This is a genomic window from uncultured Slackia sp. (assembly GCF_934630525.1).
GTDB lineage: Bacteria > Actinomycetota > Coriobacteriia > Coriobacteriales > Eggerthellaceae > Slackia.
In genome coordinates this window covers 18,778-30,729 of sequence record NZ_CAKTVX010000008.1, presented here as the reverse complement: position 1 = coordinate 30,729, position 11,952 = coordinate 18,778, and the positions used below count along the sequence as shown (strand labels likewise).

Genomic DNA, 11,952 nt, shown 5'->3' with positions numbered 1-11,952 from the left:
ATGCTGAGTGAACGCATGCTTACCACTGCCGTGCGCTCTTGCGCTACGCGGTTTATGAACATCAAGCCGTGCACCGAACCCCGCATTCCCGGGCCGAACGCTGGCCAGCGCTACATGCTGTACGCGCATATTCCGTTCTGCGAACGCCTGTGCCCGTACTGCAGCTTCAACCGCTTTCCGTTTTCCGAGAAGCGCGCGGTGCCGTACTTCAAGAACCTGCGTGCCGAGCTCATGATGGTGAAGGAACTTGGCTACGACTTCGACTCGCTCTACATCGGTGGTGGCACGCCCACTATCATGATCGACGAGCTGTGCGATTTCATCGATTTGGCCAAGCGCGAGTTTTCGATCAAAGAAGTTTCGTGCGAAACCAACCCGAACCATCTTATTCCGTCGTATCTCGATAAGCTGCAGGGGCGCGTCGACCGCTTGAGCGTGGGCGTTCAGAGCTTTGACAACGGCCTTCTTAAGCAGATGGACCGCTACGATAAATACGGCTCGGGCGAGAGCATTCTTGAATCCATCAAGGTTGCTGCGCCGTATTTCAAGTCGCTCAACGTCGACATGATCTTCAACTTCCCGGCTCAGACTGAAGAAATCTTGCGTCGCGATTTGGAAATGGTCATCGAAGGCGGCAGCGGCCAAACCACGTTCTATCCGCTTATGGCGTCGCCTTCGGTTGAAAAATCGCTCGCACGCACGGTCGGCAAGGTCGACTACGAGCGCGAGCAGCGTTTCTACGAGATTATCTCAGAGACGCTCGCCGGCGGCGCGAATTCGCCTTACGTGCATGGCAGCGCGTGGACGTTCAATAAGCGTGAAGACGAGACGCCTGCGGCAAAAACGCCGGGCGATGGCCAAATGATCGATGAGTACATCGTCGATTACGAGGAATACCCGGCTATTGGTTCTGGCGGCATGACGTATTTGGGCCATACGCAGTACGTGAATACGTTCAGCGTGCGCGAATACAACAAGGCCATCGAATCGGGTCGTATGTCGCTCATGGGCAAGGCCGAGTTCAGCAAGCGCAACCGCATGCGCTACCGCTTTATGATGCAGCTGTTCGGTTTGCGTCTCGACAAAAAGCAGTGGGAGCGCGATTTCGGCTGCAGCGTCGCGGCGGGCTTGCCTGCTGAGTATCTGTTCATGAAGATGAGCGGTGCGTTCGATGTGGACAACGATGAGGAAATCACGCTCACGCCGAAGGGCCGCTACCTCATGGTCGTCATGATGCGCCAGTTCTTCATTGGCGTGAACAACCTACGCGATCAGGCTCGCAGCGTGCTTCCCAAAGAGGAGCGCGACTTGCTTTTCGGGGCCGGCTGCGCGATGAAGGAATAACGAGGGCGCCACTCTTTTGAACTGGGCGCCTCGTGCTGGACCCGGAATGAATCTTCATTCCGGGTCTTTTTGCGTTAAGGCGCAATGTGGAGCGCAGGGAACCGATCGCCGGGGCTGCCGGCCTATTCCGCGAACATTGGGGATGCGGGTCGTTGCCTTTCGGCTCGGCGTGAGACGCCGCGCTCGCCTGTTTCGTTTGGTCGCGCTTGTCGCGATATTTCGCGTGCTCTTGATGCGGCGTGGGTGCCGTCGCCTGCTAGAATGGTGGCATCGTCTCCTAAGAGGAAGGTGCCACCATGGTTGGCGGTCTTGTGTTCTTCATCATTTTCATTTTGGTTATCGCGGCCATCATCAAAGACGGCCTGTTCATCGTGAAGCAGCAGCATGCGGTGATCATTGAGCGCCTGGGCAAATTCAGCAGGTTCGTTGGTGCCGGCTTCCACGTAAAGATTCCTTTCTTCGAGCGTAAGGCTACGACCGTGAGCCTTCGAACCATGAAGAACGGTTTCAGCATCGATGTGAAAACCGAGGACAACGTTACTATCGGGCTTGATATTTCCGCCCAGTATCACGTTGATTATTCGCTGGGCAACAATCCCATGGAATCGGGCATCTTCAAGAGCTACTACATGCTGCAGGAGCCCGTCGAACAGATGAAAGACTTCATCACCGACGCGCTGCGCTCGAGCATTCCGACGTATTCGCTCGACGAGGTGTTCGCCAAAAAGGACGACATCGCAAAAGACGTGAACGCGACGGTGAGCGAGCAGATGGCCGCCTACGGCTTCACGCTGGTGAGCACGCTTATCACGCGTATTTCGCTTCCAAAGGAAGTCGAAGACTCTATGAACCAGATCAACTCCGCCCAGCGCGTGCGCCTGGCTGCGCAGGATTTGGCAGAAGCCGATCGTATTAAGAAGGTCACCGAGGCGCTCGCTGAGGCCGAAAGCATGGAAAAGGCCGGCGAGGGCATCGCGAATCAGCGCAAGGCTATTGCGCAAGGCATCAAAGATTCTCTCGAGACCATTAAGGAATCGGGCGTGACGCCCCAGGAGGCAAACGAGCTGTTCATGTTCACCCAGTGGGCCGACATGATGGGACGCTTTGCGGAATCGGGCAAAGGGGCGACCGTCGTGCTGCCGAACGATTTCAAATCGACGGCCAGCATGTTCGAGCAGATGCTCGCCGCAGGCGCCGCCAACGACGAGTCGGCGAAATAGCCGAGCCTCGTGATCTAATAGTCACATCCGATGCCGAAACCTGCTAAACGCTCGTAGCGTTTAGCAGGTTTCTTGGTTTATGGGACGGCTTGGGTTTTTGCGCGATGCGTGCCTGGAATGCCATTCGTAGCAGATTGTGCCAGGCGCGATATGATTGAGGTTCGGCCTCGATCGGTCCAAAACCTGTTAAATGCTCGCAGCGTTTAGCAGATTAGTCCAGGTGAGGGCCTTACTTTAAAAATATCGAAAAAAGTTCTTGCATTCGGGTTGTTCGGTCTGTAATATATGTACCTGCGTTTGACGCAACCGGTCAGGTAGCTCAGTCGGTAGAGCAGGGGATTGAAAATCCCCGTGTCGGGGGTTCAAGTCCCTCTCTGACCACCACTCGAATTCAAAAGCCGCTCGAAAGAGCGGCTTTTTTCATGCTCAGCCACGTGGCTGGCAATTGGATTCGACGAAGCGGGCGTCGCATTTCGTGCGTCTTATCTCGATCGTTTTAGCATGATGGACTTTCCTAGGCTGTCGCGTCTTCCATGGATTCAATCGTGGTTTTAAAATGTTTTCCAAGGCTAACCGATACCCTTGGCTATCTTTTTTCTTGAAGTTTCATTCGGCTTACAATAATCTTGCGATATTGCAATTGGCGAAGAGCATCTCGAGAAGGTCGACGCAAAACGACCCTCTCGAGAGTTTGCAGTGGGCATACCGAAGTGCCCGCGTTCTTCAAATCGAACGAAAGGGTTTCTATGACCGAACGAAATGTTGTTCGGCAGTACCTTCAGCGCGCGGGCAGCGGGGCCACAAAGGCCGGTCTTGCCGCAACGCTGGTGCTGTCGATGTCGCCCGCGTTGGCGATTGCCCAGGAAGAGGGCGATAAAAACGCACAAGAGGCAGCCGCGATCACTGCTACCAACACCGACGCGACTGCCTCCGAAGCGAGCAAAGATGCGCAAACATCCAGCTCAATTGAGCAATATACCATGGATGACGCCCAGGTTCAAAGCGTGGCCGCGCAGGCCAATGCTTCGTTGGGCTACGATTTGGCCAAAATCGCAGACGGCACGTACACGGGCACTGCTACGGCCGACTCGAATGATCCCGCTGTGGGCGATAACGAATGGGACGTTGATAACTACGAGATTAAAGTAGCCGTAGAGGTCGCCTCGGGCAAGATTGCCTCCGTCAAGGTCGCCGATGAAACCTACGATGCGCTGACCGGCGAGAGCTGGGACTATCTCGACAAAGCCGAACACGGTAATGCCCGCAAGCACGTCACTGGTATGGCGGACAAGATCGTCGAGGCGAACGGAACAAGCGTTGATGCCGTCTCCACTGCCACCGTCTCGTCCAACGCCATCAAGGCGGCCGTCGATAACGCCCTCCAGACCGCTTACGACGAGCAGAACCCGTCGACTCCCGCGACCGACGAGTATACCTATGGCTACGCTGGCCTGACCTGGGCCGAGTATTGGGCGGGCGAAAATGCCTACAACGCGACCAATACTTCTTCCTCCAGCGAGGCCGATCGAGATGCGGGCAACGGCGTCTACGAATACGATCGTGGCGGCTACGACGTGGTGACCCGCGCGACCTTTAACCACGGCCTGCATCGCGGCAGCTACCAGTGCACCGACGTGATTAAGACCGCCGAGGGCAAGGACATCTACCCCTCGTACTATCCCGACAGCAAGTCCTTTGTCGATGTCGACGGCAACACCTTCTCCATCGACGGCAGGGCCAAGACCGTGACGGCAGCCGACGGCACGGTGTACACCATGACCGGCCACGAGGTCACCGGTCTCAAGTACGTGCCCGTCAAAATCAAAACCAGCGATCTTGAGGCCTTTAAGGCGCGCCACAGCTTTGTCGCCAACGGCGAGACGCTTGCCGGCGGCTATGGCGAGCAAAACCTTCAGGCTTACTCCGGCCTGGTCGCAGCCGTCGACGCTGACACCAACGGCCTTAAGACTGTGACGAACAACAACGGCGCCTTTAGCTTCTCGGCTGCCGTCACCGGCACCGACTCGGGCATCGAGGGCCAAGAACTCAAGACCGCCACGGGTATTGAGCCCGCGGTTAAGGACGCAAGCGGCTCCTACGGCGAGTTCCTGCGCGTGGACCTTAACGGCGACTACGGCGACCTGGGCGCCAACATGCAAAGCGTCACCTGGACCTACTACGGCGACGACGCGACCTACACCAACGCCCTTGCCACCTATGGCACCAAGTTCGCGGCCGACAACTGGATGCACAAGTCCATGGGCATTCAGCTGGGCCTCACCAAGTCCGAGCGCTGCCAGTTGCCCGAGGGCACCAACGGCACCGGCTACTGGAAGCTCACCGTCCACGCCCTGGGCTACAACGATTACACTTACGAGTTCCAGGCGACCGACGACAACATCGTGGGCGCCAAGGAGCCGGTAACCGAGGAGACCAAGGCTCAGCTTCAGGACCTCTACGACAAGGCAGCCGCCCTCGATAAGTCCAAGTACACCGAGGACTCTTGGACCGCTTCGGCCATCGAGGCCGAGACCGCCGAGACCAAGGACCTCCTGGCCAAGAAGAACCTGGGCGAGTCCGAGGCCGCCGAGCAGATCACCCACCTGCAGGCCGCACTCGATGCCCTCGTGAGCTTGTATCCCGAGGCCGGCGACTACGTGCTTATGAACATCCCTTACGCCGACTTCTATGCTGCCGAGAGCAACAACGCCGGCACCGATGTCGTCACCTCCGCCACCAAGCAAAAGACGCGCTCCACGCTGGCAAGCGGCTCCTACCACGTCAACTCCGACGGTACGGATATCTCGGGCGTCACGTTTGCCGTCAAGGTGGGCGAAGGCGACATCGATTGGTCCAAGTTCACCCGCGTGACCGACGACAGCTCCGTTACGATCACCACCTCGATCAAGGGCAAGGAGTCCACGACAACCTACACGGGCAAGAGCGCCCTGTTTGAGTCTGCGAGCTACTCTTACTACATGCTGTCCGCCGGCGAGGTTCCGACCAATTACAAGGAGCTCACCTCCGATTCCGAGGGCAACCTGAGCTTTGGCGCTGTCGAGGGCAAGGAAACCACCGAACTTGCAAACGTCACCGCCAACTTTAAGACCTCCAGCAAGTACGGCGACTACGAGATTGACTTTAAGAACCTGCGCGAGCAGATGGTCGACGCCGACGGCAACCAGGCGACCGTATACGGTGCCGTGGTCAACGCCGCCGATGCGGACGGCACCATCGAGGGCTATGGCATGCGCGCCGTCGAGAACATCTGGAAGGGCAAGGAGATTGCCTGGAGCTGTGGCCTGGTCAAGGAGTCTCACGGCAGCCCGCTGAGCTCGCGGTACTACACGTCCATGATGGGCAAGACCATCAAGAGCGTGACGTTCTACACCTCCATGGGCACCTACACCGTTGCCATGGACCAGTACGTCCCCGTCAAGGATGCCGACGCCGCCATCAAGGCCGAGGATGCCTCGCTTGACGGCGCCAACGCCACCGTCAATGCCGATGTCACCTTGCCTGAAGGCTTTGACGCCGCATACCAGATCGACGGTCAGGATGTCGAGCCGCTCGCCAGCAACGCGCGCAGCTCCGCAACCGTCACGTTTGACGCCTCGGCTCTTAAGCCCGGCAGCCACACGCTGACTGCCATCGACAAGAAGGGCAAGTTCGCCGATATCAGTACGAGCTTTACGGCAACCACCTCCAAGCTCGTCGCCAGCTTTGACGCCGCAAACCTTAAGCTCATCGCCACCAACGATGCCACGGACGATGATGTTGCCAACTACGTCGGCAACATCACCAAGGTCACCGTTAACAGTACCGAGTACAGTGCGCAGGGTCGCGGTGCGGTGAAGATCTTCAACGCTGACGGCTCGCTCAACCTGGCAGCCGCCAAGCAGGATAATTCGCTGGTGTTCGACGCCAACGGTGATTACCAGATCGAGATCGAGGCCACCGGTTACACCACCAATCTGGGCTTCACTTACACGAAGTCGGCCGATAAGACGGCGCTCAACGCCGCGGTCGAGGCTGCTGCCAAGCTGAGCAACGACAAAGGTGCCTACACTGCCGCTTCTTGGGCCGCATTCCAGAATGCGCTAACTGCTGCCCAGGGCGTTAACGAAAGCGTCGCTGCCACCGACGACGAAGTCGCCAATGCCCTTTCGGCGCTCCAGAATGCTCAGGCGGCGCTCGCGGCAACGCCGACTTCCGATCAGCTGAGCGACCTGCGCGCCGAAATCGAAGCGGGCGCAAATCTCAATAAGTCCGATTACACCGCGGAAAGCTGGGCTGCCTATCAGAAGGCCCTTGAAGCCGCCAACGCGCTTTTCGGTAGCGATGAGGCTTCCGCGACCGATGTCGAGAGGGCAACGCAGGCACTTAAAGATGCTCGCAACGCCCTCGCCAAGCCAACCGCCAATTCCGCAGCGAACCAATCGGGGATCCAATCTGGTGCCCAGGATGGTTCGAATCAGGGCAATTCCAACAACCAGGACAAGAATTCGGGCGCATTCGTCCAGACGAATGACTCCACGCCGTTCTTTGCCGCTGCGGCCGGAGTCGCCGCTTTTGCCGCGGCCGTCGTCGGCGCTTTTGCCGCTGCGCGCCGTCGCCTGATCGGCAGATAGCTCGTTCATGTGGGCCACGGGACTCGCTCCTTTGGCCCACGGGCAAATCTTACGGGCCAAAGGGGGTCTCCTTTGGCCCGTTTTATATGGAAAGGAGCCATAGCCAGCATGGCAAAAAAAGTTGGCAAACACGCCCGTGTGGTGGCATCTATTGCCCCCGTGAGCTTCCTTATGCCTTCAATGGCTGTGGGCGCTTGCATTGCTGGCGTGGTCTCGAATTACGAACCGCTCACTTTCGATGCTTCGCAGTTTCCGGCGCCGCAGCAAACGCAAACCGCTCTGCTTGCGAGCATCGATACGTCAGAGGTTGAGCGTGCAGCGGCCGAACCTTCGACCGGTGTCGAATACAGCGCGGCGGATTATGGCATCGATGCCACGAACCTCAAAGATGGGACGTATACCGGATCGGGGCAGGGCTTTAAGAGCACGATTACCGTGCAGGTCGTGATTTCCGGCGGCAAAATAGCGTCGATTTCGGTGCTTTCCGAGGCGGACGATACGGAATACTTCGCACGCGCCAGGGGCGTGATTACCTCGGTGCTTTCGCGGCAATCGACCTCGGTCGACACTGTGTCGGGCGCGACGTATTCCTCAAAGGGTATTCTCATGGCGATTCGTAACGCCCTTGCGCAGGCGGCCGGAGGCGAAGCGGAATCGGTTTCTACGACGGCGCCTACGCAGGTTACGAAGCCCGATGTTTCCCTGAATCCAATTGTTTCTCTTGGGAGCGATTATGCCGATGGAACCTTCGTTGGAACGGGCCTCGGCTTCAACGGCGATGTGGTGATTGCCGCGACCATGCAGGACGGCAAGCTGGTTTCGCTTGCGGTGGTGCAAACCGACGACGATGAGGAGTATTTCTCGCGAGCCGAGTCGTTGCTTTCTGCCGTTATGCTGAAGCAGTCCACTTCGGTCGACACCGTGTCTGGTGCGACGTATTCCTCAAAGGGCATTCTTGCCGCAATTGAGGATGCGCTTGCGAAATCGAAAGCTGCGAAAACAGAGGAGTCGGCGGGCGGCGAGGAGAGCCCTTCGACGCCCGGCGGCTCGACTCAAGCGCCGGGAACCGAGCCTGAAAACCCTTCTGCGCCTGACGCTTCTGGTGGTTCTGGCGCCGATGCCGAGAAGCCTAACTACTTAGACGGCGAATATACCGCCGCCGTGAAATGCGAAAACGAAAAGAATCCGAGTGCCTTCGAGCCGTACTACCTCATGCTCACGGTGGTTGTGAAAGACGGCGAAGTTTCCGAAATCAAGGACATCCATGGCTCCGCTGAGGGCCTTGAAGGCGATAACCCGCTTGGGGTTTACGATGACGAAAACGATGAATATATCGATCGAAGCGTGAATGGATACACTCGTCGCGGGGTATTCTATCGCGGCGTTCTGGCGCAGTTGCTTGAAGATAACGTTTCGGCCGCAAAGGTGACCGTGGTCTCGAGCGCGACGTATTCGTCGAAGGCGTTTGCCATGGCGTACGAAAAGGCGCTCGCGGCCTCGGCGGCGGCATATGAAAAGGCGCATTCGACAAAAGCCGATCTCGATTCGGGACAGGGGTCGAACTCTTCAGGTGTGACGGGCGATGCCGATCAGGGAAGTTCGAAAGACTCGTCGGGAGAGGGAAGCGTCCTTCAGGGCTCTTTGGATGGCGAGGAAAGCGAATCGGTTGCTGCGCGAGGAGCCTCCCATGTCTAGCATCGTGGGCACCGCGCGCAATTTCGTCATCAAGGCGGCAAACGTCGCCGTGGTTGTGGGTCTCATCGCGTGGTTCAGCATGTGGGCGGCGCAAACGCAGGAGGCCGACGCGGCCGTTCAGAAGCAAATGCAGGAAGCCGAGCGCGCAGCGAATCGAGGCCCCTATGTGACTGACGGCGCTTTTTTGGGAACCGCGCAAGGCTATGGCGGTGCCGTTACTGTGCGCGTGACTATCGAGAATGGCTACATCGATTCGGTCGAAATCGTGAGCGCCGAAAACGAGGACGCTCCCTATCTCGACCAAACGAGGCGGCTTCTGACCGATGTCGTGAATGCGAACACTTCGGCAGTCGACGTGGTATCAGGCGCGACCTTTACTTCGGCGGGCATTCTGAATGGCGCCACCGAGGCGCTGCAAAAGAGCAACGCCGGCCAAAGTCCCGATGGCGAGGTGGCGTAAATGGCGCAGGTGGATAAGGAAAAGCAGGCGGCGCAGCCGTCGGAAGGCGTTGTTTCGAGAATCGTCGCCTATTTCAAGCCTCAATCAAAAGCCCTTGGCCGTCAGCGTCTTATGCGTTGGCATCGCACCGTTCGTTTGGCGGCGCAAATCGCCTTCTTTCTTATTGCGCCCGCGATATTCAGCGCGGCATTCAATGGCGTGAAGTATATTTTCACGCAGTTCGGTGCGCGCGAGGCCGTCGAGCCTGGCTCGTTTGTAGTGCTGCTGGCGGCGATTTTGGCGTTTACCGTGGTGTTCGGGCGGTTCTTTTGCGGGTACGCGTGCGCATTCGGAACGCTGGGCGATGTGGTATATGCGCTGTTCGCGCCCTTAAGGAAAGTGCTGCGTATTCCAGCCCGCCCGTTGCCCAGCGGTCTTCAGCGTATGGCGCAAATGGTGAAATTCGCCGTACTTGCGGCGATATGCGGCCTATGCTTTACGGGTATGTGGTCGCAAGTTTCGGGGTACAGCCCATGGACGGCTTTCGCCGCGATAATCGCGGGGTCGGTTGATGGCGTGGCGGTAGGCGCGCTGTGCGTTCTTGGGGCCATCGTGGTAGGCATGGCTCTCGTCGAGCGCTTCTTCTGTCAGTTCCTCTGCCCCCTCGGCGCGCTGTTCGCCCTTATGCCCGTCTTGCCGTTTTCTATGTTTTCGCGCACGAAACGTCGCTGCGCGAAAAATTGCGGGTTATGCAAAAAGGGCTGTCCGGTGGCTGTGTTCCCCGATCGCGATGCGTTTGCGGCGGGGGAATGCATCGCGTGCGGTCGCTGCGCTGACGGGTGCCCATTAGAGAACGTCGCTCTTGTGCGCGCGGGTACGACTGTTGATGGGCGCGGCCGCGAGAGGTCGCGCATCAGAATTAAGGGGACGGGCCTTGCTGCGGTGCTCGTGAAATCGGCGCTCTTGCTTGCCGTTTTATGGATTGCGGGCGCCATTGCTGGAATTCCCACGTTTTCAGAGATAACCGGGGTTGACTTCCCTTGGCAAAGTTAACCTAGGCAAATAAAATATAAGCGGATGCGCGGCAAATGCCGCGTGTTTGCTTTTCGACATATTTCGCTATTCAGGATTGGTTGACGTATGCCCGTTGCTTATACCAGAAGAAGTTTCGTGAGAATGGCGTGCGCCGCGGCGCTCGCTTTATCTGCGCCCGTCGCGCTTTCGGCGTGCACGAAAGGCGGCGAAGGCGCGCAGGGCGACCCGAGCGCTTCCGAGGGAGCCGATTCGCAATCGTTCGACGTGCAATCGCGTACGCTTTTCGTGTTCGATACGGTGGTGCAGCTTTCTGCGCAATGCGCGCCCGAGACAATGGATGCCCTGGCGCAACGCTGCACTTATTTCGAGAACAAATTCTCCCGCACTGTTGAGGGCAGCGATATTTGGAACATCAATCATGCCGCAGGCGCGCCTGTGGAGGTGTGCGAAGAAACGGCTCGGGTCATTCGGGCGTCGTTGGAATACTCCAAGGCATCGAACGGGCTGTTCGATATCACCATCGGCACGGTGTCGAGCTTGTGGGATTTCGTGGAAGGCGTCAAGCCCGCCGACGAGGCCATCGCCGCCGCGCTTCCACATATTGGCTATGGCACCATTTCGGTCGACGGCACCACCGTTACGCTTTCCGACCCTGAAACTATGCTCGATTTAGGAGGTATCGCGAAAGGCTTCATTACCGACGATTTGGTGAGCATGCTGCGCGATGCTGGTTGCGAAAATGCTTCACTGTCGCTTGGCGGCAACGTGTATGTGATGGGCGAAAGCTACGATGGCGATGCTTGGAATGTGGGCGTGCAAGATCCCAACGGCACCGCCAACGATGTGATAGCGAGCATTCCTGCACGCGACGCATCGCTTGTGACCAGCGGATTATACGAACGAAGCTTCGAAGAGAACGGCGTTTTGTATTATCACATCCTCGACCCGAAGACGGGCTACCCGGTTCAAACTGACCTCGCGAGCGCATCGATTAAATCTGACTCCTCGACCGATGGCGATGCGTATTCCACCATTCTGTTCCTGCTCGGACACGACGCCGCGCTTGACCTCGTCAACGGCGATTCGCGTTTTGATGCCCTGCTCGTCGATGACGCCGATGTGGCCACGCAATCGAACGGGTCGCAATTCAAGATTCTGAACGCGTAAGGAAGCCCCATGTCGAACAGGAAAACTGTTGCCGCCGGTAATAAGGCGGGCATTATCGTCGTCGTTGTTCTTGTCGCGCTTGTGGCGGCGGGCGCCGCAGCAACATATATATTTGGCGCTGCGACCGACGCGCGCGCGGCGCATATTCAAGATGCCGATGGAAATACCTACGATATGCCGCTGAATGAAAACGCCACGCTTGTGGTGGATTCAAGCGCGGGCGAAAACACGGTTGTGGTCGAAGACGGAACCGTGCGCGTGAGCGAAGCCGATTGTCCGAATCAAGATTGCGTTCACCAGGGCAGGATCTGCAACGCCGGCCAACAAATCGTATGCCTTCCGCATAAGCTCGTCGTGAGTATTGTCGATGGCTCGGGCGACGATTCAGGTGACGCGCCGTACGATGTCGTGGGGTCGTAGG

General features: G+C 58.0%; 8 protein-coding genes and 1 tRNA gene. All 9 read left to right on the top strand.

Annotated features, from left to right (window positions below):
• The gene (locus Q0D41_RS07325; RefSeq protein ID WP_294377374.1) at positions 1 to 1,344 is read left to right on the top strand and encodes a coproporphyrinogen III oxidase family protein; all 1,344 of its coding nucleotides are present in this window, start codon (positions 1 to 3) and stop codon (positions 1,342 to 1,344) included.
• A 296-nt stretch (positions 1,345 to 1,640) separates the two neighbouring features.
• Complete coding sequence (locus Q0D41_RS07320) at positions 1,641 to 2,564, top strand: SPFH domain-containing protein (protein ID WP_294377372.1); 924 nt, start codon at positions 1,641 to 1,643, stop codon at positions 2,562 to 2,564.
• 308 nt (positions 2,565 to 2,872) lie between these two features.
• A tRNA-Phe gene (locus tag Q0D41_RS07315) sits at positions 2,873 to 2,948 on the top strand.
• 362 nt (positions 2,949 to 3,310) lie between these two features.
• Entirely contained in the window at positions 3,311 to 7,195 is a 3,885-nt protein-coding gene (locus Q0D41_RS07310) for a penicillin-binding Tp47 domain C-containing protein (protein ID WP_294377370.1), read from the top strand.
• A 108-nt stretch (positions 7,196 to 7,303) separates the two neighbouring features.
• Positions 7,304 to 8,890: an FMN-binding protein gene (locus Q0D41_RS07305; protein ID WP_294377369.1), complete on the top strand. Its 1,587-nt coding sequence runs from the start codon at positions 7,304 to 7,306 to the stop codon at positions 8,888 to 8,890.
• On the top strand, positions 8,883 to 9,350 hold the full coding sequence (locus Q0D41_RS07300; protein ID WP_294377367.1) for an FMN-binding protein: 468 nt from the start codon (positions 8,883 to 8,885) through the stop codon (positions 9,348 to 9,350). The genes Q0D41_RS07305 and Q0D41_RS07300 overlap by 8 nt, the downstream gene beginning before the upstream one ends.
• Entirely contained in the window at positions 9,351 to 10,382 is a 1,032-nt protein-coding gene (locus Q0D41_RS07295) for a 4Fe-4S binding protein (protein WP_294377365.1), read from the top strand.
• Positions 10,383 to 10,505: 123 nt separating this feature from the next.
• A complete protein-coding gene (locus tag Q0D41_RS07290; protein ID WP_294377512.1) occupies positions 10,506 to 11,531 on the top strand; it encodes an FAD:protein FMN transferase in 1,026 nt (341 codons plus the stop codon).
• A gap of 9 nt (positions 11,532 to 11,540) precedes the next feature.
• Positions 11,541 to 11,951, top strand: coding sequence for a NusG domain II-containing protein (locus Q0D41_RS07285; protein WP_294377363.1), 411 nt, complete (start codon positions 11,541 to 11,543; stop codon positions 11,949 to 11,951).
• The last annotated feature ends 1 nt before the right edge of the window (position 11,952 follow it).

Excerpts from the sequence above, each read along its gene's own strand:
- Q0D41_RS07325 (WP_294377374.1), top strand. The coding sequence starts at position 1 with ATGCTGAGTGAACGCATGCTTACCACTGCCGTGCGCTCTTGCGCTACG.
- Q0D41_RS07320 (WP_294377372.1), top strand. The coding sequence starts at position 1,641 with ATGGTTGGCGGTCTTGTGTTCTTCATCATTTTCATTTTGGTTATCGCG.
- Q0D41_RS07310 (WP_294377370.1), top strand. The coding sequence starts at position 3,311 with ATGACCGAACGAAATGTTGTTCGGCAGTACCTTCAGCGCGCGGGCAGC.
- Q0D41_RS07305 (WP_294377369.1), top strand. The coding sequence starts at position 7,304 with ATGGCAAAAAAAGTTGGCAAACACGCCCGTGTGGTGGCATCTATTGCC.
- Q0D41_RS07300 (WP_294377367.1), top strand. The coding sequence starts at position 8,883 with ATGTCTAGCATCGTGGGCACCGCGCGCAATTTCGTCATCAAGGCGGCA.
- Q0D41_RS07295 (WP_294377365.1), top strand. The coding sequence starts at position 9,351 with ATGGCGCAGGTGGATAAGGAAAAGCAGGCGGCGCAGCCGTCGGAAGGC.
- Q0D41_RS07290 (WP_294377512.1), top strand. The coding sequence starts at position 10,506 with ATGGCGTGCGCCGCGGCGCTCGCTTTATCTGCGCCCGTCGCGCTTTCG.
- Q0D41_RS07285 (WP_294377363.1), top strand. The coding sequence starts at position 11,541 with ATGTCGAACAGGAAAACTGTTGCCGCCGGTAATAAGGCGGGCATTATC.